Annotated in this window: 18 protein-coding genes, 1 tRNA gene and 3 pseudogenes (1 of these 22 only partly in view); 18 read left to right on the top strand and 4 right to left on the bottom strand. The window is 57.6% G+C overall.

Translation table 11 applies throughout. The features are described from left to right. The 4 genes from GF423_RS04270 to GF423_RS04255 all read left to right on the top strand — a co-directional run. Window positions 1-1739 carry the 3' portion of a DNA gyrase/topoisomerase IV subunit A gene (locus tag GF423_RS04270; protein ID WP_154327217.1) on the top strand. Its footprint begins 1000 nt before the window's first position, so the window shows 1739 of its 2739 coding nt (coding positions 1001-2739); its start codon lies off the left edge, out of view; its stop codon occupies window positions 1737-1739. Then, window positions 1708-2601, top strand: coding sequence for a DUF3316 domain-containing protein (locus GF423_RS04265; protein WP_154327216.1), 894 nt, complete (start codon window positions 1708-1710; stop codon window positions 2599-2601). The genes GF423_RS04270 and GF423_RS04265 overlap by 32 nt, the downstream gene beginning before the upstream one ends. A gap of 64 nt (window positions 2602-2665) precedes the next feature. Continuing rightward, a complete protein-coding gene (locus GF423_RS04260) occupies window positions 2666-3682 on the top strand; it encodes a S41 family peptidase (RefSeq protein WP_154327215.1) in 1017 nt (338 codons plus the stop codon). 105 nt (window positions 3683-3787) lie between these two features. Continuing rightward, window positions 3788-3870, top strand: a tRNA-Leu gene (locus GF423_RS04255). A gap of 224 nt (window positions 3871-4094) precedes the next feature. Here GF423_RS04255 and GF423_RS04250 read toward each other — a convergent pair. Continuing rightward, complete coding sequence (locus GF423_RS04250; RefSeq protein ID WP_154327214.1) at window positions 4095-6416, bottom strand: hypothetical protein; 2322 nt, start codon at window positions 6414-6416, stop codon at window positions 4095-4097. Between the two features lie 228 nt (window positions 6417-6644). On the opposite strand from GF423_RS04250, the gene GF423_RS04245 reads away from it, so the two are divergent. Further along, window positions 6645-7037, top strand: coding sequence for a DUF3127 domain-containing protein (locus GF423_RS04245; RefSeq protein ID WP_154327213.1), 393 nt, complete (start codon window positions 6645-6647; stop codon window positions 7035-7037). 166 nt (window positions 7038-7203) lie between these two features. Here GF423_RS04245 and GF423_RS04240 read toward each other — a convergent pair whose 3' ends face one another. Next, window positions 7204-7551 (bottom strand): MerR family transcriptional regulator, encoded by a 348-nt coding sequence (locus GF423_RS04240; RefSeq protein ID WP_154327212.1) that lies wholly within the window; start codon window positions 7549-7551, stop codon window positions 7204-7206. Between the two features lie 164 nt (window positions 7552-7715). Here GF423_RS04240 and alaS point away from each other — a divergent pair, with 164 nt between their 5' ends. From alaS to GF423_RS04215, 5 genes are all read left to right on the top strand, one after another. Next, complete coding sequence (gene alaS / locus GF423_RS04235; protein ID WP_154328974.1) at window positions 7716-10337, top strand: alanine--tRNA ligase; 2622 nt, start codon at window positions 7716-7718, stop codon at window positions 10335-10337. A gap of 186 nt (window positions 10338-10523) precedes the next feature. Beyond that, window positions 10524-10775, top strand: a complete 252-nt coding sequence (locus tag GF423_RS04230; RefSeq protein WP_154327211.1) for a hypothetical protein — start codon at window positions 10524-10526, stop codon at window positions 10773-10775. 378 nt (window positions 10776-11153) lie between these two features. Further along, the gene (locus GF423_RS04225; RefSeq protein ID WP_154327210.1) at window positions 11154-12407 is read left to right on the top strand and encodes an OmpA family protein; all 1254 of its coding nucleotides are present in this window, start codon (window positions 11154-11156) and stop codon (window positions 12405-12407) included. A gap of 180 nt (window positions 12408-12587) precedes the next feature. Next, window positions 12588-13832, top strand: coding sequence for a GTPase HflX (hflX, locus tag GF423_RS04220; RefSeq protein ID WP_154327209.1), 1245 nt, complete (start codon window positions 12588-12590; stop codon window positions 13830-13832). 44 nt (window positions 13833-13876) lie between these two features. Further along, window positions 13877-14596, top strand: a complete 720-nt coding sequence (locus GF423_RS04215; protein ID WP_154327208.1) for a glycosyltransferase family 32 protein — start codon at window positions 13877-13879, stop codon at window positions 14594-14596. Between the two features lie 125 nt (window positions 14597-14721). On the opposite strand, the gene GF423_RS04210 is transcribed toward GF423_RS04215, so the two are convergent. Both GF423_RS04210 and GF423_RS04205 read right to left on the bottom strand, forming a co-directional pair. Next, the gene (locus GF423_RS04210) at window positions 14722-15315 is read right to left on the bottom strand and encodes an OmpH/Skp family outer membrane protein (RefSeq protein ID WP_154327207.1); all 594 of its coding nucleotides are present in this window, start codon (window positions 15313-15315) and stop codon (window positions 14722-14724) included. 20 nt (window positions 15316-15335) lie between these two features. Next, a complete protein-coding gene (locus GF423_RS04205; protein WP_154327206.1) occupies window positions 15336-15506 on the bottom strand; it encodes a hypothetical protein in 171 nt (56 codons plus the stop codon). A gap of 169 nt (window positions 15507-15675) precedes the next feature. Here GF423_RS04205 and GF423_RS04200 point away from each other — a divergent pair, with 169 nt between their 5' ends. From GF423_RS04200 to GF423_RS04170, 8 genes and pseudogenes are all read left to right on the top strand, one after another. Then, window positions 15676-17142 carry an aminoacyl-histidine dipeptidase gene (locus GF423_RS04200; RefSeq protein ID WP_154327205.1) on the top strand — a complete coding sequence of 489 codons (1467 nt, stop codon included), beginning with the start codon at window positions 15676-15678 and terminating at the stop codon, window positions 17140-17142. Window positions 17143-17340: 198 nt separating this feature from the next. Then, entirely contained in the window at window positions 17341-17700 is a 360-nt protein-coding gene (rsfS, locus tag GF423_RS04195; RefSeq protein WP_154327204.1) for a ribosome silencing factor, read from the top strand. 106 nt (window positions 17701-17806) lie between these two features. After that, window positions 17807-19150: pseudogene (locus GF423_RS14410) on the top strand (ATP-dependent metallopeptidase FtsH/Yme1/Tma family protein); the annotation flags it as partial. Next, window positions 19145-20608 (top strand): annotated as a pseudogene (locus tag GF423_RS14405) (AAA family ATPase); the annotation flags it as partial. The pseudogenes GF423_RS14410 and GF423_RS14405, both read left to right, overlap by 6 nt. Window positions 20609-20653: 45 nt before the next feature. Continuing rightward, window positions 20654-22186: pseudogene (ftsH, locus tag GF423_RS14400) on the top strand (ATP-dependent zinc metalloprotease FtsH); the annotation flags it as partial. Between the two features lie 167 nt (window positions 22187-22353). Next, on the top strand, window positions 22354-23475 hold the full coding sequence (gene pdxA / locus GF423_RS04180; RefSeq protein ID WP_154327203.1) for a 4-hydroxythreonine-4-phosphate dehydrogenase PdxA: 1122 nt from the start codon (window positions 22354-22356) through the stop codon (window positions 23473-23475). A gap of 42 nt (window positions 23476-23517) precedes the next feature. After that, window positions 23518-24225: a nucleotidyltransferase family protein gene (locus GF423_RS04175; RefSeq protein ID WP_154327202.1), complete on the top strand. Its 708-nt coding sequence runs from the start codon at window positions 23518-23520 to the stop codon at window positions 24223-24225. Between the two features lie 72 nt (window positions 24226-24297). Continuing rightward, window positions 24298-25167 carry an ATP-grasp domain-containing protein gene (locus tag GF423_RS04170; RefSeq protein ID WP_154327201.1) on the top strand — a complete coding sequence of 290 codons (870 nt, stop codon included), beginning with the start codon at window positions 24298-24300 and terminating at the stop codon, window positions 25165-25167. Window positions 25168-25189 lie beyond the last annotated feature (22 nt).

Below are 25189 nucleotides of genomic sequence, written 5' to 3'. Positions count from 1 at the left end.
TATCGCCATGCTGCTGTGTGATCAAAGACGAGAAACCGCAGTTCCTGACCGTAAGCGACCTGTTGCGATTCAGCGTGGACCGCACCAAGGACATCCTGGAGAAGGAACTCAAGTATCAGCGCCACGACAGCGAGGAGTCGCTCTTCTTTGCCTCGCTTGAGAAAATCTTCATCGAGGAGCGCATCTACAAGGACCGCCCCTTTGAGCAGTCGAAGGACCTGGATGCCGCAGTGGCCCACATCGACAAGCGGCTCGATCCGTTCAAGCCCCATTTCTACCGCGAGGTGACGCGCGACGACATCTTGAAGCTGCTTGAGATAAAGATGGGCCGCATCCTGAAGTTCAACAGCGACAAGGCCAACAACTATATCGCGATGCTCAACGACCGCATTGCCGATATCGACAACAAGCTGGCCCACCTGGTCGACTACACTATCGAGTGGTATACCAACCTGAAAAAGAAATACGGCGCTCAGCACCCGCGTCGCACCATCGTGCGCGACTTCGACACCATTGTGGCCTCGAAGGTGGCTGTGGCCAACGAGAAGCTCTACATCAACCGTGCCGACGGTTTCCTGGGCACCGGGCTCAAGAAGGATGAGTACATATGCAACTGCAGCGACATCGACGACATCATCATCTTCTACAAAGACGGCAAGTACAAGGTCATCAAGGTGAGCGACAAGGTGTATGTGGGCAAGAATGTGCTCTATGTGAACGTGTTCAATCGCAACGACAAGCGCACCATCTACAACGTGCTCTACCAGGACGGCCGCGGCGGCATCGTCTACATGAAGCGCTTTGCGGTGACGGGCGTCACGCGCGACAAGGAGTATGACGTGACGATGGGCAAGCCAGGCAGCAAGATACTGTGGTTCACTGCCAACCCCAACGGCGAGGCCGAGGTGCTGCGTGTCACGCTCAAGCCCAAGTTCCGGCTCAAGGTGCTGCAATTTGACGTCGACCTGTCGAAGCTCGCCATCAAGGGCAAGACGGCCCGCGGCAACATAGTGACCAAGAACGAGGTGCACCGCATCTCGCTCAAGGAGCATGGCATCTCCACACTGGGCGACCGCGAGGTGTGGTTTGATCCCGATATTCTGCGTCTCAACTATGAGGGTCACGGCTACTCGCTGGGCAAGTTCAGCGGCGAGGACCGCGTGCTTGTGGTGATGCGCAACGGCGACTTCTACACCACCACCAGCGACGAGAACAACCACTACGAGGAGGGCATATTGCGCATCGAGAAATACGACGAGGGCAAGGTGTGGACGGCCATTGTTGATGATGCCGACCAGGGCTACTACTACATCAAGCGCTTCACGCTCGACGACAACGCCAAGAAGCAAAGCATGACAGGCGGCAACCCCGACTCGCGCCTGCTGCTGCTCAGCGACGCGCGCTATCCGCGCTTTGAGGTGAAGTTTGGCGGCGGCGATGCTTTCCGCGACAGCCTCGTGATCGATGCCGACGAGTATATAGGCGTGAAGAGCTTCAAGGCCAAGGGCAAGCGTGTGAGCAACTACGCCATCGACACTGTGACCGAGCTTGAGCCCCGCCCAGTGCCCGAGCAGGATGCTCCCGCAACCGACATCGCCCCGGTTGAAGGCCTTGTCGATACCGATGATTCAGCCACCGATGTGATTGACCAGCGAGAGGTGCGCGACCGGCTCACGGGCCAGACCCGCCTCTTCGACGACAGCAACAATGAGGGCAATGAGAAGCCTCGCGACAATTAGGCTGGCGGCTGCAGCCCTTGTGCTTGCTGCGAGTGCTGCCTTGCCCGCTCATGGCCATGAGCAGGAGTGCGACACTTCTACCCAGGTGCTGCGCCCGGTGGTGAGCATGTTCACCCTCGACGTGGGCCATGCCTCGCTGCTCAACACCTACATGACCCCCATTGCCTATCATGGGCAGAACGTGCGCCTGGGCTACGAGCACTTCCAGGCCACCGGTTTTGCCCCCCTGCGGTGGACGCGCCAGCTCGAGGTGGGCGTCGACTACGACCACACGCGCAACCCGGCGGGCAACCACACCATGCACTCGCTTATGCTCGAGGGCCGCTGGTCGATGATGCGGCGCTGGTACAATCCTGGCGGCCTGCGCGGCACCCAACTCATGATAGGCCCCATGACTCAGCTGCGTGGCGGTGCCATCTACAACGGCAACAACAGCAACAACGTGGCTACGGCCAAGATACACTGGGCTGTGGGCTTCAATGCCATGGCCGTGTGGAACACGCGCCTGCTGGGCCGCCGGCTCAGTCTGCGCTACGAGGGCTCGCTGCCCGTGGCGGGGGTCTTCTTCTCGCCCGACTACGACGAGGCCTACTATGAAATATATGAGGGCAACCACCGCGGCCTGGTGCACCTTGGGTGGTGGGGCAACCGCTTCGACTTCACCCATGCCCTCACAGCCGACTGGCGGCTGGGCGGCACCACCCTGCGCCTGGGCTACCGCGGCCGCATCGAGACCTCGTGGGTGAACCACATCAACACCCACATCTTCACTCATGCCCTGGTCATAGGCATAGGGGGCGAGCTGCTCAGCTTGCGCCACGGCAAGAAACCTCGAGGCGCAGTGGTGTCGCCACAGTACTAACCTGGCGTTTCAAGAGCGCTTTTCTTGCCAATCCATTTTGTGTAGTTTTCAACCTTTCATCAGCATGCAACAATCGTCATCACGCATCATCCTGCTCGCCCTGGGCTTGCTCCTGCTGCTCTCGGCCTGCCACGAGCAAGAGGAGTTTTCCAACGACGCCCAGGGCAACTTCGACGCCCTGTGGACCATCATCGACGAGCATTACACCTTCTTTAAGTACAAAAACATCGACTGGGACTCGGTGGGCAACGTGTATCGTGCCAAGCTGGCGCCTGGCATGAGCGCCGGCGAGCTCTTCGACCTGTGCGGCGACATGCTCAAGGAGCTCAAAGACGGGCACACCAATCTCATCTCGGGCAGCGACGTGTCGCGCTACTGGATATGGGAGCAGTATCCCGTGAACTACGACCGCCGCGTCATCGACGAGCACTATCTCAACTTCGACTACCGCAACGTGAGCGGCATCAAGTACCAGATCTTGAGCAATAACCTGGGCTATATGTACTATGGTAGCTTTGAAAACAAGATAGGCGACGGCAACCTCGACGCCATACTGAGCTACCTTGCCAGCAGCGACGGGCTCATCATCGACGTGCGCAACAACGGCGGCGGCTATCTCACCAACGTCGAGACCCTCGTCAAGCGCTTCATCACCGGCAAGACCATGGTGGGCAGCCTCAGCCACAAGACCGGCCCCGGGCACGACGACTTTTCCAAGCCCTACGACTACTACTTCACCCCCGATGCCGGCCGCGTGCACTACAGCAAGCCCGTGGTGGTGCTGTGCAACCGTGCCAGTTTCTCGGCGGCCAACAATTTTGTCTCGATCATGAAGCACCTGCCTGGCGTCACCATCGTGGGCGACACCACCGGTGGCGGATGCGGTTTGCCCTTCACTGCCGACCTGCCCTGTGGCTGGAGCGTGCGATTCTCGGCGGCACAGATACGCGATGCCAGCGGCGAGCTCACCGAGTTTGGCGTCGCCCCCGACTGCGAGGTCAACATCACCGATGCCGACAAGCAGGCCGGCCGCGACACCATCCTCGACACCGCCATGGCCATCCTGGCCGCTCAGCACTGAGGCCAATGATTTCCCAGCCCCCTTGCAGCGCTCGTGTAAAAAAACACAGCCTGTTTTTTTTCAAGTGTTGATTAATAGTCGTATCTTTGCAACATCATCTATTGCGCGCTTGTGGCGGAATTGGTAGACGCGCCAGACTTAGGATCTGGTGACTCACTGTCGTGAAGGTTCGAGTCCTTTCAGGCGCACAAGATTAAATGCCAAGTTGTCGATTTTCAACAACTTGGCATTATTTTCTTGAAAAGCAGTCAACAAATTATTTTAAACGATTTCAACTGGAGTGCCGACAACTTCACCGATACAGCTTGGTTGAAGCATAAACACAAACCGGGCAGAGGGAGAGGTGCCTCCTGCCCGGCTGTGAAGTGAGGACGGGGTAATATGATGCTTGCCCTGCCGTCTTTACATGCGGTTATCTGATAATGCGCTTCACAGTGGTGCCGTCGCTTTGCCGTATTATCTGAATTCCCTTGTAGTTGGCATCTACGCGTTGGCCTGCCACATTGTAGCGCATCACCTCATCGGTGTTTTGAGAAACAGCGACATTGCCCACGCCAGTCGACACAGGATAGTTGACGACGACAGGTGCTTGCTTGTGGCTGTAGATGTATCTGGGCAGGATGTAGGTAGACGAGAATGTGCGCCGCCCTTGCACTGTATAGGAGTAGGTGTCGCTCTTGGCCCAGTTGTCGATTGAGAAATCGGCCGAATACTCATCTTTGGCCTTATAAGGCTTAGGCACCTCTTTCCCAATATAAGGAACTGTGATGCTGTCGCCCACGGCGAGTTGCTGGGTAACCTTCAAGGCATTGATAAACAGTGAGCCGGTTTGGCTTTCGGGAAGCTCGATGCTTATGTAAGATGTCTGCGTTCCGCCAGTGAGCTCAACTGTAACGGAGTTCCAGGCATTGGTTGCGGCGCATTCAACCGCCGAGATTTTTTTGCCGTCAGCATCGCAAAGGGCCACATCGAAGCGCTTTGCCCCGCTGCCGTAGGTGCTCAAGGTCACACTCACATTACCGTCATTGTTGCTCAAGTCAAGCAGTGGCGAGTGAAGCCAGCCCGTGCCATATTGCTTCTGCTCGCTATTGTCAAGCCCGATGCCGCCTTTTATATCCAGGCGGTTACGTGCCACCCAGTCGGCACGCGAGAGTTTGTCGTTCACATTATATTCAATGCTGCGGCATGTGTCTGGCTTGTCAATGCTGCCCGACTTGAAATTCTTGAAATCTTCATCGATCAGCGCGAAGGTTTCGGGCTCGGTCGCTGTGTGATTGATGTAGGATGTGACGATATAGGTTGTTGCTCTGTTCAGCGACTTCCAGTGGGCTGTGAAGCCAGTTGTTGTAATGCCTGAAGCAGGGAGCAAGGTCACTACAGGCAGTCCGAGCACCATGATTTGGTTAGATTCGATCGATTTCACTCCGTCCTTTACTGCCTTTACATTATAGTAATAGGGTTTTGATGTGTCTACCCCAGTCACTGCACATGAGGTGCCCGCCACCGCTTTGTCCTGAAGGACGTAGGTGCGGGTGCCGTTGCCACGTTCATATACACTCAAGAGGTAGGATTGGGCTCCTTCTACAGGGAGCCAGTTGGCAGTAAACCCAGTTTCGGTCAGTTCAGCGTATTCGGTTGCCACAGGAGCCTTGACGGTGCTGGTGGGTTGCACAAGTGCCACGTCGTCGATCCAGCCTTCCCCAACGTAGAAGGCAATGACCAGCTGGCTGCTGGCGGTACCGCGGTTAAAGGTCATAGAGTAGTCGGCCCACGTGTTGGATATGTCGGCATATTGGGTTTCAACCAGTTGAGGAACACCGTTTACTACTTCATAGAGGTATCCTATTACCGACGAGCTCAAAGTAGAGGCTTGCCCGCCCGTATAGAGTTTGGCTTTGAGTTGCAGCGTGAAGGTTCCCGCATTGTGCGACAGGTCTACTACCGGAGTAGTGATACCAAAGTCACCCTCGCCATTGCTGCTCAGGTAGGCCGTGCCCCCGGCTTGAAACACGTGTTTGCCTTTCCACCCGGGAGTCATGGTCAGCGTGTCGGGGATATAGTCTTGGCCGGCAATGTCGCCTTGCTTGGGAGCCATTTCGGTTCCAGCGGTGAACTTGTTGAAGTTCTCGTATAGCACAGCGCCTTCAGGGGCAACGTCGGCCTCCTCTTGGTGGGTTTGATAAATGTCTATGTCGTCGATGAAGCACTCGTGATTCTGTGGCGAGAAAGTTATTTTCTCGGTAGCCGTCCCGCTTGTGTAGTCGATGGTGAACTCCTGCCAGTCATTGGTTAGGGCAACGTTGGTATTGCCTTTGCTCTTCCTGTTTATAGTGAGATTGTCGGTGCTGGCCGACGATCGAGCGCGAAACTTGACATGATAGACGGCATCGTTGCCCGTGGCGTCAAATGCTGGCGTAACGAGTCGCCCAGGCTCTGGCCAAAATCCAGAGTTGTCCATGCCTATATAGGCCGCACCTCCGGCCTGGAACACCGATGCTCCTGTCCAGCCTGCAACCGAGGTGTAGGAGGCCGCTATGGTTCCACTGGCGGCAATGTTGGTTGCCGAGGGCTTTTCTTCGGAACCGTCGGTAAATTTAGAAAAGTCCTCTTTTACAATTGGGGTGGCGATGGTGATGGTGCCCTTCACGTTGTGCGCTGTTGCTCCTTGGGCAATAGCAGCGTTGGCAAAAAGCAACAGTGCTGTTGTTAATAAAATGCGAAAATTTTTTCTCATAAGCTTGCGTTTGTTTAAAGTTTAAAATCTATTGGTCAAATTTACTTATAACCGTTAATAAAGTCGTTGCCGTGTGGATATATTTAGCAATATTTAACACGAGCCCGAAGAGCGAGGTGGGGTGAGAAAATTTCGGGGTGAAAATGATGGATGAATGGAAAGAATTGCTAACTTTGTAACTTCAAAGGAAAATAAAACGACATCGATAACAACGAAAAAACATCGACAATGGAAGCAATAGGAAAAATCATCGTTAAATTGCCGGCACAGCAAGGCACCTCCAGGGCTGGCAACCAGTGGAGCAAGCAAGAATATGTGCTCGAGACCGCCGAGGCCTATCCCAAGAAAATCTTCTTCAGTTTCTTCGGCGACAAGGCCAATCAGTATCCGCTCGAGGTGGGACAGCAAGTGAAAGTGAGCTTCGACATCGACAGCCATGAGTACAATGGCCGCTGGTTTACCAACATCAATGCCTGGAAGGCCGAGCCCTATGAGCCGTCGGCTGCTCCGGCGCCTGCGCCTGCTCCAGGTGCGCCCGTCGCAGCTCCGGCACCGGCAGCACCTGCTCCAGGGGCCCCTGTCGACTTTGGCGGCGGCTCGAGCGATGACCTGCCCTTCTGAGCGCGATTGTGAGCGACTGCGATACACAGCCTGGAGGCTTGGGGCGTGAAATGCCCATGCCCCGTGGCGCATAGAGAAATGACTGCAGCCTGCTGCACGAGGACGATTTCCTCAATGTGCAGCAGGCTGCAGTCGCTTTTCGTGTAGTAGAGCCGGAGGGGGGCGCTCAATGCCCGGCCTTGGAGGCCTCGAGCAGCGCCTTGTTGAAGGCCTTGAGCTGGTCGCGCACCCTCTTGAGGCGCTCCACCACCTCGAAGCGCTTGGACACGCCCTCGCGGTTGCGCCTTATCATGGCCTGGGCGGCATCGAGCTTCAAGCCCTTCTCCTTGACCAGGTAGTAGATCATCTTGATGGTCTCGATGTCTTTGGGCGTGTAGAGCCTTATGTTTTTGGCGCTGCGTGTGGGCTTGATGATGGTGAACTCCTTCTCCCAGTAGCGCAACGTCGAGGCGGGAATGCCGAGTATCTCGGCTACATCGCCTATGCGGTAGAAACGTTTGGTCAATTCTTCCATGCCACTTTCTAAAAATGGGTATTAAAGCGCGACGGGCTTGCATAAATTGCGATTATGCAGTAACTTTGCGTCTTATATTATGTGTAAAGGTAATCATTTCCTGCAACACAACCAACGATAAGGGAAATAAAAAAACAAAAATAGATAGCAAAGAAAAAAATATGATGATGACTGCTAATGAAATCCGCGACTCGTTCAAGAAATTCTTTGAGTCGAAAGGACACGTTATCGTCCCGTCGGCACCGCTGGTGATCAAGGACGACCCCACGCTCATGTTTACCAATGCAGGCATGAACCAGTGGAAGGATATCATACTGGGCACCAAGGATCCCGAACCACGCCGCCGCACCGACTCGCAGAAGTGCCTGCGCGTGAGCGGCAAGCACAACGACCTGGAGGAGGTGGGACACGACACCTACCACCACACCATGTTTGAGATGCTGGGCAACTGGAGCTTTGGCGACTATTTCAAGGAGGGCGCCATCGACTATGCCTGGGAGTATCTGGTCGATGTGCTCAAGCTCAACCCCAGCGACATCTATGTGACCGTGTTTGAGGGGAGCCCCGCCGAGGGCATTGCCCGCGACGACGAGGCCGCCGGCTACTGGGCCAAGCACCTGCCTGCCGACCACATCATCGACGGCAACAAGCACGACAACTTCTGGGAGATGGGCGACACCGGTCCCTGCGGTCCGTGCTCTGAGATACACTACGACTCGCGCACGCCCGAGCAGAAGGCTCAGGTGCCCGGCCGTGAGCTGGTCAACAAAGACGACCCACAGGTGATCGAGATATGGAACATCGTGTTCATGCAGTTCAACCGCAAGGCCGACGGCAGCCTCGAGCCCCTCTCGATGCACGTCATCGACACGGGCATGGGCTTTGAGCGCCTTGTGCGCATGCTGCAGGGCAAGCACTCCAACTACGACACCGACATATTCCAGCCCCTCATCAAGAAGATAGGCGAAATCTCGGGCAAGCACTATGGCGAGAGCGACGATGTGGATGTGGCCATGCGTGTGGTGGCCGACCACGTGCGCGCCGTGGCTTTCAGCATTGCCGACGGGCAGTTGCCCAGCAACGCCAAGGCTGGCTACGTGATACGCCGCATCTTGCGCCGCGCCGTGCGCTACGGCTACACCTTCCTGGGCCTGCGCGAGGCCTTCATGTACCGCCTCGTCGACACGCTCGTCGAGTCGATGGGCCAGGCCTATCCCGAGTTGCAGGCACAATCGTTGCTCATCAAGCACGTGATCAAGGAGGAGGAAGACGCCTTCTTGCGCACCCTGGCCACAGGCATGAAGATGATCGAGGGCATCGTGGCCGAGGCCAAGAAGGCTGGCAAGTCGCACATCGACGGCGCCCAGGCCTTCACCCTCTACGACACCTATGGCTTCCCCTTCGACCTCACCGAGCTCATCTTGAAAGAAAACGGGCTCACAGTGAGCGAGGACGAGTTCAACGCCGAGATGGCCAAGCAGAAGGAGCGTGCCCGCAACGCTGCCCGTGTTGAGGCCGACGACTGGGTGGAGCTGCGTGAGGGCCACACCGAGTTTGTGGGCTACGACCTCGACGAGTGCGACACCGAGATACTGCGCTACCGCAAGGTGACGCAGAAGAAGAACACCTTCTACCAGCTGGTGCTCTCGCGCACGCCATTCTATGCCGAGATGGGCGGCCAGGTGGGCGACACGGGTGTGCTCACTTGCGGCGACGAGAAGATCGAGGTAGTCGACACCAAGCGTGAAAACAACTTGCCAGTGCACATCGTGAAGCGCTTGCCCGCCGACGTGACCGAGACCCTGCATGCCGCCATCAACGTCAAGGCCCGCCGTGCCACTGCTTGCAACCACACAGCCACCCACATCCTCGACTATGCCCTGCGCAAGGTGCTGGGCAGCCACGTGGAGCAGAAGGGATCCTATGTCGACGCCAAGTCGCTGCGCTTCGACTTCTCCCACTTCCAGAAGGTGACCCCCGAGGAGCTGCACCAGGTGGAGCTGGTGGCCAACGCCATGGTGCGCCAGGCCATCCCGCTCGAGGAGTACCGCGACATGCCCATCGACGAGGCCCGCGCCATGGGCGCCATCGCCCTCTTTGGTGAGAAATATGGCGACAAGGTGCGTGTGGTGAAATACGGCCCCAGCGTGGAGCTGTGCGGCGGCACCCATGTGCCCAACACGGGCAACATAGGCATGATCAAGATTTTGAGCGAGAGCAGCATCGCAGCCGGCATACGCCGCATCGAGGCCATCACCGGCCAAAGCGTTGAAGACGCCATCTATGCTCTCGAGAAAACTATGGCAAAACTCAAGGAGCTGCTCAACAATGCCCCCGACCTCACTGCCGCAGTCAACAAGGCCGTGGCCGAGAATGCCAACCTGCGCAAGCAGGTCGACGGCTTTGTGCAAGACCGCATACATGCCCTCAAGGAGGCCCTGTGCCGCGATGCCAGGGAGATAAATGGCATGCGCGTGGTGAGCCTCACGGGTGCTGTCTCGGCCGACGTGGTCAAGGGCGTGGCTTTTGCCATCAAGGCCGATGCCAAACCTGCCACAGTGTTTCTGGCTGCCACCCGCGAGGGCGGCAGGCCCATGCTCACCATCATGCTCAGCGACGACCTGGTGAAAGAGGGCCTCAATGCCGGCAAGGTGGTGCGCGAGGCTGCCAAAGCCATCCAGGGCGGCGGCGGCGGTCAGCCGCACTTTGCACAAGCCGGCGGTCGCAACGCCGACGGCTTGAATGCAGCCATGGACAAGATGAAGGAGCTGCTCAACGTCGAGTAGCAGCACCCGTGTGTGCCCCCGCATGCAGGCGAGGCACATGTATGCGCACACACACACGCTCTCTCTCAACGGCAATACTGTCACAAGCGATACAGCCGCACCCCTCGGCAATGGGGGAGTGCGGCTCTTGCTATATATATATGTGTGTGTCGCTCTGAGAGTGTGTGGGGTGGGCTGCACAGCACGTTGAGGTGGCTGAGTTTTGCAGCCTGTGTGGCGACGGGCTTGGCGCTGGCGGGATGCCGCTACATCAACTATCACCCCTACGACGTCGATGTCGACGGCGAGAAGATGGTGAACGTGACCAACGCCCATCACGCTGTGATGACGATGACCCTCAAGCAAGACTACATCCCGTGGACAGTGCATGTGGCGGAGGAACTTGTCGATTTCCAGCCGCTTGCGGCGGGTCTCTACTTCAACATTGCCCATCCCTGAGCGCAAGCGATGGTTTGGCCGCAGCGTGAGTCTCTTTTACGAGCTGAGCACATGCGACTATTACTTTATTCAAAAAGTCAAAAACAGCTACATCACGCCCGACAAGTGGCTCACATTGTCGTTTGGTATACAAATTGAGTGGCTTTGACGATTTCGTTTGCACTACAGCCGTAAAAGTCTTACATTTGCCACGAAATTTAAGAGAAGAAAGCCAATTTTTGTTTATTTCGAGCTTGAAAAAAAACAAAAGAAAGTGCTTTTAAGGGGTATTTAGGTCCTATATGTCTAAATTTTTAGTTAATTTTTTGATATAATCAAAAAAATAGTTACTTTTGCCAAGTTTTTAATAGAGTATAATGTTTTAATTTATTTTGAACTATGAAAAAGATTATTCTGTTAGCAGCCGCATTACTCGGCATGACTGCTGCCCAGGCACAGGTCGCCGACCATGTGTATGGTACTAAGTTTACCGACAATTGGTCGGTAACACTTAAGGGTGGAGCAGTTTCTCCAGCACAACACTACGCTTTCTGGAAGAACGCACGTGGCATCTTCGGTGCCGAAATTCGCAAGCAAGTCACTCCAGTGCTGGGTTTAGGCGTTGAGGGCGAGTGGACCATCAATACCTCGAGCTGGAACAAGGCCATCACTCCTGTGTGGGGTCTTCACAGCGCTACAATGATCGACCACCAGCTGGTGGGTGCATTTGCAGCCTTCAACCTGTCGAACCTCTTCGGTGGTTACAAGGGCGCTCCCCGCACTCTTGAGTTTGAAGCAGTGGCTGGTGCAGGCTGGCTGCACGGCTACAAGACCGCCAACTCGGCCGACATGAACTCGTGGTACACCAAATATGGTGTGAACATCAACTGGAACCTGGGCGAGAGCAAGGCTTGGACCATCTCGTTGAAGCCTTCTATCTTCTGGGACATGAACAATGTGAACCAGTACAATGCAGCCCAGAACGGCTACAGCAGCACTATCGCTCACGACCTGCAGGCCGGCAAGAGCAACCGTCAGCAGACGCGTTACAACATCAACAACGCAGCTGTTGAGCTCGAGGCTGGTGTTACCTATCACTTCGGCAACAGCAACGGTCAGCACTACTTCACACTGTGCCCCTACAAGTACACTCAGGCCGACATCGACCAGCTCAACGGCCAAATCAACAACCTGCGCAACCAGCTGAGCCAGGCTCAAAGCGACCTTGCCAACTGCAACGCCCGCGCCGACCAGCTCGCTCGCGACCTGGCTGCCTGCAAGGCTCAGAAGCCTCAGGTGATCGAGACCAAGGACAACAAGGAGTCGCTCGAGAGCAGCGTGTTCTTCAAGATTGGCAAGTGGGACATCACTAGGGACCAAATGCCTAACGTGGAGCGCATCGCCAACTACATGAAGCGCAACAGCGCAGCCACAGTGGTTGTGAAGGGTTATGCTTCTAAGGACGGCCCAGAGGCTGTGAACCTGAAACTGGCTAAGAACCGTGCAGCCGCCGTTAAGGACTGCCTGGTCAACAAGTACAAAATCAACGCCAAGCGCATCGACGCTGCTGGCAACGGCATCAGCGAGATGTTCAGCGAGCCCGAGTGGAACCGCGTTTCGATCTGCACTATCGACAAGAACCTGGGCAAGTAATCCCAAGTAAACGATATTGACACACTCACACAGCTCCCCGAGGCATTGCCCCGGGGAGTTTTAGTTTGCTTGCGAGCATTATTTTTACTACTTTTGCACCCGCCGCCACGAGTGGCCGCAGGCCTGCACCGCACGGGCGGCCGGGCTTGCAAGTTTTTTTTTGTTGACACAAATACATATATGGGATTACTTGACGATAAAAAACGTGTAAACGAGCTCGAGCAGGAGCGTGCTGTGCTGGTGGGCCTCATCACCCCCACGCAAAACGAAGCCAAGGCCCGCGAGTATCTCGACGAGCTGGCCTTCCTGGCCGACACCGCCGGCGCTGTGACCGAAAAGCGCTTCTTGCAGCGCTGCGAGGCGCCCAACAGCACCTCGTTTGTGGGCAAGGGCAAGCTGGCCGAGATAGCCAGCTATGTACACGAGCACGAAGTGGGGCTGGTCATCTTCGACGACGACCTCACGCCCAAGCAGATGGCCCACATCGAGAAGGAAACGGGCGTGAAGGTGCTCGACCGCACCACCCTGATACTCGACATCTTTGCCCGGCGCGCCCAGACGGCCAATGCCAAGATGCAAGTGGAGCTGGCACAGTACCAGTACTTGCTGCCCCGCCTCACCGGCATGTGGACCCACCTCGAGCGCCAGCGCGGCGGTATAGGCATGCGCGGCCCTGGCGAGGAGCAAATCGAGACCGACCGCCGCATCGTGAAAACCAAGATATCGCTGCTCAAGCAGAAGCTGGCAGCCTGGGACAAGCAGAAGGTGATACAGCGCAAAAACCGCGGCAAGCTCACCCGCATCGCCCTTGTGGGCTACACCAATGTGGGCAAGTCGACCCTCATGAACGTGCTCTCCAAGAGCGACGTCTTTGCCGAGAACAAACTCTTTGCCACGCTCGACACCACCGTGCGCAAGGTCGTGATCCAGAACCTGCCCTTCCTGCTCACCGACACGGTGGGCTTCATACGCAAGCTGCCCACTCACCTGGTCGAGTCGTTCAAGACCACACTCGACGAGGTGCGCGATGCCGACGTGCTGGTGCACGTGGTCGACATCTCGCACCCGCAATTTGAAGAGCAAATCGAGGTGGTCAACAAGACGCTGCAAGAGGTGTGCGATGCAGGCAACAAGGAGATGATCATGGTGTTCAACAAAATCGACCAGTTCTCCTATGTGCCCAAAGACGCCGACGACCTCACCCCGCGCCAGCGCGAGAATATACCGCTCGACGAGCTCAAGTCGACCTGGATGGCACGCATGGGCGACAACTGCGTCTTCATCTCGGCCAAGAAACGCGAGAACATCGATGAGCTCAAGCACCTGCTCTACAACAAGGCCAAGGCCATACACATGCAGCGCTTCCCCTACAACGATTTCCTGTACAACACCTACGACGACCTCGACGACCCGCAAGCCGAGTAGCGCTGTAGTTGTGATTTCTCAACCATTATACAACAGCTCGCACGATGATACCCAAAGTGATACATTATTGCTGGTTTGGCGGCAATCCCCTGCCCGAGAGCGCCCGGCAGTGCATCGCCTCGTGGCGCAAGTACATGCCCGGCTATGAGATAAAGGAGTGGAACGAGTCAAACTTCGACGTGGCCAGCATTGCCTACACCCGCGAGGCCTATCGCCTCAAGAAATACGCCTTTGTGAGCGACTACGCCCGCTTCTGCATCCTGTATCGCGAGGGTGGCCTCTACTTCGATACCGACGTCGAGCTCATCGCCCCGCTTCACGACATCGTCGAGCGCGGCCCCTTCATGGGCTGCGAGGCCCGGCAAGACGGGCATGACGCCGGCGGCAGCTGCATTGTGGCCCCCGGCCTGGGCTTGGGCGCGCCTGCTGGCCTTGAGCTCTACGGGCACATCATCGACTGGTACCGCAGTCACCACTTCGTCACCTGGGACGGCAAGTTCACCGGCACGGTGGTCGACGTGGTGAGCAACTTGCTTGCCAGCCTGCCGGCCCGCCAGCTCGAGAACGGACTGCGCCAGGTGGGCGACATCTTCATCTACCCGCCCGAGTACTTCTGCCCCAAGAATTATTTCACGGGCGAGCTGCACATCACCCCGGCCACTCGCTCGATTCATCACTATGCGGCCACCTGGGTCGACCATCGCACCCTGTGGCAGCGTCTGGTCAAGCGCGTCAACTTCATCAGAGCACGCTACCGCCTGTGAGCCCTTGCGTGGCGCTGGCCGCTATAAAGTAAAGCGAAGCGGGAGGCTTTGGCACTTGTCGTTGTGCCTGCCTCCCGCTTCGCTTGTGGCGCCCTGCCGGGCGCAACGAGCCACCATGCGGGCTGTTATTTCTTCTTGGCCACCTTGGTGTAGCGCTGGTTCAATCCCTTCACCACCTCGTCGGTCACGTCATACTTGGGGTCGATGTAGAAGGTCGAAGCCTTGGAGAGAATCATGTCGTAGCCCTTCTGCTTGGCGTAGATTTTCACATAGTTGTCGATAGAGTCTTGCAGCTGCTGGCTGTTTTCCTGCAGCGTCTTTTCCATCTTGCTCCTCATCTCGGCCAGCTTGCTCTGCGCGTCGTTCACGGCCTTCTGGTAGCGGGCCTGGTCGGCTTGGGCCTGGGCCTGGTCGGTGGCATATACGTTTTTCTTTTCCTTGGCCTGGAACTCGCTCTCGAGGTTCTGCAAGTTTTGCTGCTGCACCTTCTGTGCGGCATCGAGATTGTTTTGCATTGTGATGGTGAGCTCCTTGAAGTCCTTGGCCAGGTTATAGTTCTTTGTTATCGAGTCGGGGTCGATGTAGCGTATCACCATCGACTCGTTGGCTTGCTTGGGCAGCGCGGGCTTGGCTTGTGGCTGCTTTTGGTTGCACGACACAGCGGCCAGCATGAGGGCTGCCATCATGACAAACTTTGTCATCTTTCTTGAAAAGTTCATTGCTCTATTTATATCGGTTGTTATTTATAAAATTCTTGGTCTCTTGCGCAGGTGATGCCGCGTTGCCGCATCGACTCGTTGTTGTGTATGTGTGTGTTGGGGAACCGTCCGCCCTTGACAAAGAATATCTTGATGCCCAGCAACAATACTGCAACACCCGTCAATATTATGGTCGCAATTACAATTTCCACCGCAGTATTCTGAATTTGTTGTGCAAATATAGAAAACCTTTGCGAGATTTTGCCCTTTATTACAAATTAATTTCGTATCTTTACCAAAGTTCCGAGAATGTTTTAACATAAATTTGTCGAACGCAACTTAAACTAACAATTATCACTTTTAAAAAAGACACAACCAACTATGACAGTAAAAGACTTGAAACCAACCAACGTGTGGAGTATTTTCGACGAGATTACCAAGGTGCCGCGCCCGTCGGGCAAGCTCGACAAGATACGCCAGTGGCTCGTGGATTTCGCCAAGGAGCACAACTTCGAGCACAAGATCGACGCCGTGGGCAATGTGGCCATGTTCCGCCCGGCTGCTCCAGGCTACGAGAATGCCAAGAAGGTGGTGCTGCAAGGCCACATGGACATGGTGGCCGAGAAAGTGCCCACCTCACACCATAACTTTGAGACCGACCCCATCGAGACTGTGGTCGACGGCGAGTGGGTGCGCGCCAACGGCACCACGCTGGGCGCCGACGACGGCATGGGCCTGGCTCTGGCCCTGGCTGCCTTGCTCGACGACGACATCAAGTGCGGCCCGCTCGAGGTGCTCGCCACCGTCGATGAGGAGACCGGCCTCACCGGTGCCATCAACATCAAGAGCGACATGCTGCAAGGCGACTACCTGCTCAACCTCGACAGCGAGGACGACGGCATCATCACCATCGGGTGCGCCGGCGGTCTGGAGTCGCTCGTCTACTTCGACTACACCCCCGAGGCTGCTCCTGCCGACCTCGTCTACTTCAAGCTCAATATCACCAAGATGCACGGCGGCCACTCGGGCAGCGACATCGACAAGGGCTATGCCTGCGCCACCAAGCAAATCGCACGCCTGCTCTACCGCCTGGAGCAGAAGTTTGACTTCAGGCTCGCCCGTGTCGACGCCGGCAACCTGCACAATGCCATCGCCCGCGAGGCCGTGGCCATCGTGGGTGTGAAGCCCGACGACAAGGAGAAACTCTCGGTCGAGCTCAATGCCTATATTGCCGACGTGAAAAACGAGTACAAGGCTACCGAGCCCCACATGGAGGTGCTGTGCGAGAGCGTGGAGAAGCCTGCTACCGTGATCGACGCCGACACGGCCCGCCGCATCATCAGCGCCGCCTATGTGGCCCAGCACGGCATCTACTCGATGGACCACGACATCAAGGAACTCGTGGAAACGTCGACCAACTTTGCCAGCATCAAGACGCTCGAAGCCGAGAAGACCATCTACATCGAGCACTTCTCGCGCTCGTCGGTCGAGAGCCGCAAGTATGAGCTCGCCGGCCAAATCGAGGCCCTCTACAAGCTTGCCGGCGCCCGCAAGGTGGACTATACCGGCGGCTACCAGGGCTGGCAGCCCAACGTGAACAGCAAGCTCCTGGCCGATGCCGTGGCACAGTGGGAGAAGCTCTACGGCGTGAAGCCCATCGTCAACGCCATCCACGCCGGCCTCGAGTGCGGCTTGTTCCTGCAGCAGGCTCCCCACATGGAGATGATATCCTACGGGCCCACGCTCGAAAACGTGCACTCGCCACAAGAGCGCTGCCACATTCCCGCCGTGCAGAAGGCCTGGGACTTCACCGTGGCTCTGCTCCAGGCCATTGCCTGCGAGAAGTAAACCCGTGACTTGCCACGTGTGCAACTACACACACGCGCGCTCACACTATAGGCACCCTCGCGCATCGCGGGGGTGCTTTTTTGCTCTCGGGCCAGCTCGGCGGCCCGCGCCCGAGTCAAAACCTTAAAACTTAATAAATAATTTCGTTTGGCGCAGTATTTGCTGTATCTTTGCAGGATAACATTACGATGTATATATATGACTGAAAACGAAACATTAGTACAAGCGATTATCGAGGGCATCCAGGAGAAGAAGGGCCACGATATCGTGCACGTCGACATGAACCAGATTGAGACGGCAGCCACAGGCGACTTTGTGATATGCACAGGCAACAGCACCATGCAGGTCGATGCCGTGGCCGACAGCGTGCGCGACTATGTGGAGAAGAAACTGGGCACCCGCCCGTTCAACTACGACGGCTACCAGAACTCGCAGTGGATCGTGATCGACTACGGCACGGTCTATGTGCACGTGTTCCTGCCCGACTTCCGCGTGCGCTACAATCTCGAGGAGTTGTGGGCCGACGCCAAGCTCACCCGCGTGCCCGATCTCGACTAAATGACATTTTGGCAGTGTGAGGAATCTTTTTCAATGGCGGGCGGCTTGCGCCAGAGGCTGACGGGGCTCCCGGCAATTAACCATCAAACTACAGGCAATGGCTGGAATTTTCAACAACAACAATAATAGCAACAATAACAACGACGGCAAGACACGGGGCAAGGGCTTCGGGTTCAGCATCTACTGGCTCTATGCCTTGATACTTGCCATGCTGGTGGGCTACTGGTTCTTCGACGCCGACGTGCAGACCAAGCAAGTGCCGTGGACCGACTTTGAAAACCTGGTGCAGACCAAGGGCAAGGGCGTGACCAAGATTGTGGTGCACAACGGCAAAAACCAGGTTGAGGCTTTCCTCACCCCCGAGCTGGCCAAGCAAGTCTATCCCGACTCACGGCCGCAGCAAGGTGTGCAGAGCTCGGTGACTGCCGGCATCGCCTCGAGCGACAAGATGGACGACTACGTCAACAAGTGGCGCAAGGCCGGCCAGTTTAACGGCAAGGTCGAGTATACCAGCGACAGCGACTACACGAGCATGCTGCTGGGCGCGCTGCCCTTTGTGCTGCTCGTCGTGTTCTGGATATGGATGATGCGCAGCATGGGCGGCCGTGGCGGCGGCGGTGTGTTCAGCGTGGGCCGCAGTCGTGCCAAGCTCCACGTCAAGGACAAGGACAAGAGCAAGGAAATCACCTTTGCCGACGTGGCCGGCATGGAAAAAGAGAAAAAAGAGGTGTCCGAGATTGTGGAGTTTCTCAAAAACCCTAAGCAGTACACCGACTTGGGCGGCACCATCCCCAAGGGCATCCTGCTGGTGGGCCCTCCAGGCACGGGCAAGACGTTGCTGGCCAAGGCTGTGGCCGGCGAGGCGCAAGTGCCTTTCTTCTCGATGGCCGGCAGCGACTTTGTCGAGATGTTTGTGGGCGTGGGTGCCAGCCGCGTGCGCGACATGTTTCGCGAGGCCAAGGAGAAGGCTCCCTGCATCGTCTTTATCGACGAGATCGACGCCATAGGGCGCGCCCGCAGCCGCAAGAACGACTTTGCCGCCAACGATGAGCGCGAGAACACGCTCAACCAGCTGCTCACCGAGATGGACGGCTTCGGCAACAACAGCGGCGTGATTGTGCTGGCCGCTACCAACCGTGCCGACGTGCTCGACAAGGCCCTGCTGCGTGCTGGCCGCTTCGACCGCCAGATCTACATAGGCAACCCCAGCCTTGAGGACCGTGCAGCCATCTTCAAGGTGCATCTCAAAAATGTGAAAATCGACGGTAGCGTCGACCTCGACCGCCTGGCCCGCATGACCTCGGGCCTGTCGGGGGCCGACATTGCCAATATATGCAACGAGGCCACCCTGCTGGCCGCCCGCGCCAAGAAGAAGGCCGTGCAGCAGCCCGACTTCTACGAGGCCATCGACCGCGTGACGCGGCAGCTCGACAAGCCCACCCGCATGACCGACACCGTGACCTTTGCCGACGTGGCCGGCATGGAGAAACCCAAAAAGGAAGTGGGCGAAATCATCGCCTTCCTGCGCAATCCCAAGATGTTTACCCGCCTGGGCGGCAAGATACCGCGCGGCGTGCTGCTGGTGGGCCCTCCAGGCTCGGGCAAGACGCTGCTGGCCAAGGCCGTTGCCGGCGAGGCCAATGTGCCTTTCTTCTCGACCTCGGCAGCCGAGTTCCAGGGCGAGTTTATGGGCTCGGGCGTGAGCCGCGTGCGCGAGCTCTTCCGCAATGCCAAGGAGAAGGCTCCCTGCATCATCTTCATCGACGAGATCGACGCCATAGGCAGCCGCTCCAACCGCAACGGCGAGCGCGAAATCACGCTCAACCAGCTGCTGGCCGAGATGGACGGCTATGGCACCAACTCGGGCGTGATCGTGATGGGCGCCACCAATCGTGTGGAGCTCATCGACAAGGCTCTGGTGCGCCCTGGCCGCTTCGACCGCAAGATATATGTGGGCTTCCCCGAGCTCAAGGACCGCGAGGAGATTTTTGAGCTCTACCTCAAGCGCATCACCACCGCCAGCGACGTCGATACCAAGGAGCTGGCCCGCAAGGCCTCGGGCTTCAGCGGCGCCGAGATTTCCAACGTGTGCAACGATGCCGCCGTGCAGTCGGCCGGTGCCGGCAACGAACATGTGACCCAGGCCGACCTGCTCAAGGCCATCGAGAAGGTGCGCAAGGGCCTCGACTACGATACCAAGCTGGCCAACACGGTCACCTTCGACGACATTGCCGGTGTCGACAAGCCCAAGAGCAAGATACTGCAGATTGTCGACTTCTTGAAGCGCCCCGACTTCTACACCCGCCTGGGCGGCAAGATACCGCGCGGCGTGCTCCTCTCGGGACCCACCGGCACGGGCAAGACCATGCTGGCCAAGGCCGTGGCCAACGAGGCCGACGTGCCCTTTATCACCGCATCGGGCCCCGACCTGGCCAACATATACGGCGATCCCATACAGCGCCTGCACGAGATATTTCGCGAGGCACGCGAGAAATCGCCCTGTGTGGTCTTCATCGACGAGATCGAGGCCATAGGGGCCAAGCGCAGCGAGGTGGCGGCCGACCAAAGCCGCACGCCAGCCCTGTCGCAGCTGCTCATCGAGATGGACGGCATGGGCAACAGCAGTGGCGTGATTGTGATGGCCGCCTGCAACAACCAGGACATGCTCGACCGCTCGCTGCTGCGACCAGGCCGCCTCGACCGTCACATCTATGTGGGGCAACCCAGCCAGAGCGAGCGCCTCGAGATCTTTAACCTCTATCTCAAGCATGTGAAACTGGCTGCCGATGTCAAGGTCGATGACCTGGCTCAGAAAACATCGGGCTTCAGTGGCGCCGACATTGCCAAGGTGTGCAACGATGCCGCCCTGGCTGCTGCCACTCAGGCCGACGACGAGGCCGTGTCGCTCAAGTATTTTGACGAAGCCATCACCAACCTGCGCAAGGGTCTCGAGGACAAGCACTCCGAGATAGGCACCATCACCTTTGCCGACGTGGCCGGCATGGAGGAGGCCAAGCAGGAAGTGACCGAGATTGTCGACTTCTTGAAAAATCCTGCCAAGTACGGCCGCCTGGGCGGCAAGGTGCCCAAGGGCGCTCTGCTCGTGGGTCCTCCAGGCACGGGCAAGACCATGCTGGCCCGTGCAGTGGCCGGCGAGGCCCAGGTGCCCTTCTTCTCCCGCTCGGGTTCCGAGTTTGTCGAGAAATTTGTAGGCGTGGGTGCCAGCCGTGTGCGTGAGCTCTTCAACGAGGCCAAGGAGAAGGCCCCCTGTGTGGTCTTCATCGACGAGATCGACGCTGTGGGCGCCAGCCGCAGCAACGAGGGCTTCAACAGCGAGCACGACCAGACGCTTAACCAGCTGCTCACCGAGATGGACGGCATCGACGGCGATGCCGGCGTGATTGTGCTGGCCGCCACCAACCGCGAGGACATTCTCGACCCGGCCCTGCTGCGCCCTGGCCGCTTCGACCGCAAGGTGCACGTGAACTTGCCCGAGCTGCTCGACCGCGAGGCCATATTCAAGGTACACTTGAAGAAGAAAGTCGTCGACGACAAGGTCGACGTCAACCTGCTGGCCCGCCAAACTACCGGCATGAGCGGCGCCGAGATAGCCAACGTGTGCAACGAGGCTGCCATCATCGCCGCCCGCCGCAATGCGCCGGCCATTGCCATGCAAGACTTTGGCGAGGCCATCGACAAGGTGACCATGGGCTTGGAAAACAAGTCGATGCTGCTCACCAAGCGCGACAAGTATGAGACTGCCGTGCACGAGGCAGGACACACCACCGTGATATGGCACTTGCAATATGCCCAGCCGCTGGTCAAGATCTCAATTGTGCCCCGCGGCCAGGCTCTGGGCGTGAATCTCACCATGCCCGAAGACCGCGTGAGTGTGAACAAGCAGGGCTTCCTCGACGAGATATGCTCCTTCATGGGCGGCCGTGCTGCCGAGGAGCTCTTCCTGGGCACCATAGGCGCCGGGGCGCTCAACGACATGCAGCAGGCTACACGCATAGCCCGAAACATGGTGCTCTACTACGGCATGAGCGAGAAGATGCCCAACATCTCCTACTACGACCCCAAGGGCCAGTTGGGATCGCGTCCCTACAGCGACGAGCGTGCCCGCGTGGTCGACGAGGAAATATCGCGCATCGTCAACGAGCAGTATCAGCGTGCCAAGGACATTCTCTCCAAGTATGCCCAGGGACATCACCAGGTGGTCGACGAGCTCATGAGCAAGGAAGTGATCTATGCTGCCGACGTGGAGCGCATCTTCGGCAAGCGGCCGTGGAAGAGCCGCACCGAGGAGTTGCAGCAAGTGGCCGAGGAACGGCGACGCCAGGCCGAGGCAGCCAGGCAGCAGCAGGCCGAAGGGCAACAGCAAGATGCCCCTGCGGCCCCGCAAGACTCAGCCCCTGGCGACGACACGCCCCTCGACACCCCCTCGCACAGCAGCGGCGACACTCCTCCTCGCTTCAACAAGTGATTTCACACAATGGCGGTCATGCAGCGTTGCGCGACCGCCATTGCTGTATCGATTTGCCTGTTTCCCATTTTTGTTGTAACTTTGGCAACTATTATAGGGCAGGCAGTTGCCCTCACCGGCAGGCGGGGCACGCTTGCTGTGTGCTAAATATATATATATGATTCTTAATGACTGACAATAAGAAAAAAATACGCATTGGTATCACGCAAGGCGATACCAATGGCATAGGCTATGAGGTGATACTCAAGGCCTTGTCCAATCAGGATATGCTCGAGCTGTGCACGCCCATCATCTACGGGTCGAGCAAGATCATGGCCTATCACCGCAAGGCCATCGAGATGCAGCCCTATCAAATCAACTACACCAAGACTGCCGACTACATCAAGGAGACCATGCCCAACCTGGTCGAGGTGATCGACGAGGACATCAAGGTTGAGCTGGGCAAACCCGACAAGCAGGCCGGGCGTGCCGCCTTCCTGGCTCTCGAGGCCGCAGTGAGCGACTTGAAAGACGGCAAAATCGATGTGCTGGTCACGGCGCCTATCAACAAAGACAATATCCAAAGCCCCGAGTTTGACTTCCCCGGCCACACCGAGTATCTCGAGGCCAGCATGGGCGATGGCAAGAAGGCGCTCATGATACTGTGCAACGACAAGATGCGCGTTGCCCTGGTCACCATACACATGCCCCTGGCGCAGGTGCCGGCTGCCGTGACCAAGGATGCCATACTCGAGAAGCTGCGCATTTTCAACGACTCGCTCAAGCGCGACTTCGACATCCAGGGTCCGCGCATCGCGGTGCTCTCGCTCAATCCCCATGCCGGCGAGAATGGCTTGCTGGGCAAGGAAGAGCAGGAAATCATTGTGCCGGCTTTGCACGAGGCCTACGACAACGAGAAGATACTGTGCTTCGGGCCCTATGCCTCCGACGGCTTCTTCGGCAACGAGATGTATCGCCACTTCGACGGCGTGCTGGCCATGTATCACGACCAGGGTCTCACCCCGTTCAAGGCGCTGGCCATGGGCGAGGGCGTGAATTTCACGGCCGGTCTGCCCTATGTGCGCACCAGCCCCGACCACGGCACCGGCTACGACATTGCCGGGCAGGGCATCGCCCGCGAGGACTCGATGCGACACGCCATCTACACGGCTATCGACATCCTGCGCAACCGCAAGCGCTACGACGAGATGCATCGCAACCCCTTGCGCAAGCTCTACTTCGACAAGGGCAAGGACAATGTGGTGCTCGACCTCACCAAGGACGATGACGACGACCTTGCCACCAAGTAGCACAACGCACTCGGTGTATTTTCAAAGCAAATATCAACGATTATGAATTATGCAATCATAGCAGCCGGCGAGGGCTCGCGGCTGGCCCAGGAGGGTGTGCAGAAGCCCAAACCGCTTGTCGAGCTCAACGGCGAGCCCATGGTCGAGCGGCTCATGCGCATCTTTGAGCGCTGCAATGCCGAGAGCATCAGCATCATCGTCAACGAGCACATGACCCAGGTGCGCGAGTTTCTCGACACGCTGCACCTCGACGTGCCGCTCAACATCGTGGTAAAGACCACACCCAGCAGCATGCACAGCTTCTGGGAGCTGAGCAAGGTGATGCAGCCCGGCAAGTTCTGCCTCACCACGGTCGACACCATCTTCAGAGAGCCCGATTTTGCACGCTATATCGCCGCCTTCGAGGCCGACAAGGTGCACGACGGCTTGTGGGCCGTTACCCCCTATGTCGACGACGAGAAACCCCTCTATGTCGAGGTGCCCGACGAGTCGACCATGCGCATCACGGCCTTCACCGACAAGCCCGGCCCCGAGGGAGCCCGGTATGTGTCGGGGGGCATCTATGCCATGAGCGACAAGGCCTTTGCAGTGCTCGACCGCTGCATCGAGCAGGGCATATCGCGCATGCGCAACTTCCAGCGCGCCCTCATCGAGGCAGGCTTCAACCTCAAGGCCTACAGCATCGACAAGATTGTCGATGTTGACCATGCCAGCGACATTGCCACTGCTCAGCAATTTATCAACCAGTGACCTGTTGCTTGAGGCTTGAAAAAACAACGTATACAACAAAAGATACAATATCACAATTTTTTTTTACACACTATGGCAGATATCCAAATAGCCGGAATCATGCGGGCCGGAGCCTATTCGCCCAACCACATAGGCAACGACGCAGCCATCTTCAATGCAGCTGCCGAGCAGTTGCGCAAGCGCGGTTGCCACGTGAATGTGTACAGCGAGGAGCAGTTCAACCGCGACGGCGTGCAGGAGCCCTATATATTGAACATGTGCCGCGAGGTGCAGTCGATCGAGCACCTGCAGCAAGCCGAGGACGCCGGGAAAATCGTTGTCAACTCGGGCTACGGCATTGAGAATTGCACCCGCGAGCGCATGACGCGCATCCTGCTGGGCAACGGCATCCCCTATCCCGAGAGCCTGATTGTGAACACCGACGAGGCCATCAAGCCCATGCTCAAGAAGGCCGGCTTCAAGAGCTGCTGGATCAAGCGCGGCGACTTCCACGCCATGCACAAGGAGGATGTGTCCTATGTGCGCCATCCCGAGGAGGCCCAGGAGGTGCTGCAGGAGTATTTCCTGCGCGGCATCAAGCGGGCCGTCATCAATGTGCACCTCGAGGGCGACCTGGTGAAGTTCTACGGCGTCAACGGCACCCCGTTTTTCTACTGGTTCTACCCCTACGACGGCGGGCACAGCAAGTTTGGCCTCGAGGCCATCAACGGCAAGTCGCAAGGCATTAAGTTCAGCGTCAAGCAGCTCAAGTCCATCTGCCAGCGCGCAGCCACCGAACTCAACGTTGAGGTGTATGGCGGCGACTGCATCGTTGCGCCCGACGGCTCGATAAGCATCATCGACTTCAACGACTGGCCCAGCTTTGCCCCCTGCCGCACCGAGGCAGCTCCCCACATTGCCCGCCGCATGCTGGCCATCATCAAGGAGCATCAAGACGCTTGAGCCGGGGCCTTGCCTCGACCTA

Origin of the sequence: Sodaliphilus pleomorphus, from assembly GCF_009676955.1 — a bacterium.
Lineage (GTDB): Bacteria > Bacteroidota > Bacteroidia > Bacteroidales > Muribaculaceae > Sodaliphilus > Sodaliphilus pleomorphus.
The sequence above is the reverse complement of the archived record's forward strand: the minus strand, read 5'-3'. Positions and strand labels throughout refer to the sequence as shown.

Excerpts from the sequence above, each read along its gene's own strand:
- GF423_RS04215 (WP_154327208.1), top strand. The coding sequence starts at position 13,877 with ATGATACCCAAAGTGATACATTATTGCTGGTTTGGCGGCAATCCCCTG.
- GF423_RS04250 (WP_154327214.1), bottom strand. The coding sequence starts at position 6,416 with ATGAGAAAAAATTTTCGCATTTTATTAACAACAGCACTGTTGCTTTTT.
- GF423_RS04265 (WP_154327216.1), top strand. The coding sequence starts at position 1,708 with ATGAGGGCAATGAGAAGCCTCGCGACAATTAGGCTGGCGGCTGCAGCC.
- GF423_RS04225 (WP_154327210.1), top strand. The coding sequence starts at position 11,154 with ATGAAAAAGATTATTCTGTTAGCAGCCGCATTACTCGGCATGACTGCT.
- GF423_RS04260 (WP_154327215.1), top strand. The coding sequence starts at position 2,666 with ATGCAACAATCGTCATCACGCATCATCCTGCTCGCCCTGGGCTTGCTC.
- pdxA (WP_154327203.1), top strand. The coding sequence starts at position 22,354 with ATGACTGACAATAAGAAAAAAATACGCATTGGTATCACGCAAGGCGAT.
- GF423_RS04240 (WP_154327212.1), bottom strand. The coding sequence starts at position 7,551 with ATGGAAGAATTGACCAAACGTTTCTACCGCATAGGCGATGTAGCCGAG.
- GF423_RS04200 (WP_154327205.1), top strand. The coding sequence starts at position 15,676 with ATGACAGTAAAAGACTTGAAACCAACCAACGTGTGGAGTATTTTCGAC.
- rsfS (WP_154327204.1), top strand. The coding sequence starts at position 17,341 with ATGACTGAAAACGAAACATTAGTACAAGCGATTATCGAGGGCATCCAG.
- GF423_RS04175 (WP_154327202.1), top strand. The coding sequence starts at position 23,518 with ATGAATTATGCAATCATAGCAGCCGGCGAGGGCTCGCGGCTGGCCCAG.
- alaS (WP_154328974.1), top strand. The coding sequence starts at position 7,716 with ATGATGACTGCTAATGAAATCCGCGACTCGTTCAAGAAATTCTTTGAG.
- hflX (WP_154327209.1), top strand. The coding sequence starts at position 12,588 with ATGGGATTACTTGACGATAAAAAACGTGTAAACGAGCTCGAGCAGGAG.
- GF423_RS04170 (WP_154327201.1), top strand. The coding sequence starts at position 24,298 with ATGGCAGATATCCAAATAGCCGGAATCATGCGGGCCGGAGCCTATTCG.
- GF423_RS04210 (WP_154327207.1), bottom strand. The coding sequence starts at position 15,315 with ATGAACTTTTCAAGAAAGATGACAAAGTTTGTCATGATGGCAGCCCTC.
- GF423_RS04245 (WP_154327213.1), top strand. The coding sequence starts at position 6,645 with ATGGAAGCAATAGGAAAAATCATCGTTAAATTGCCGGCACAGCAAGGC.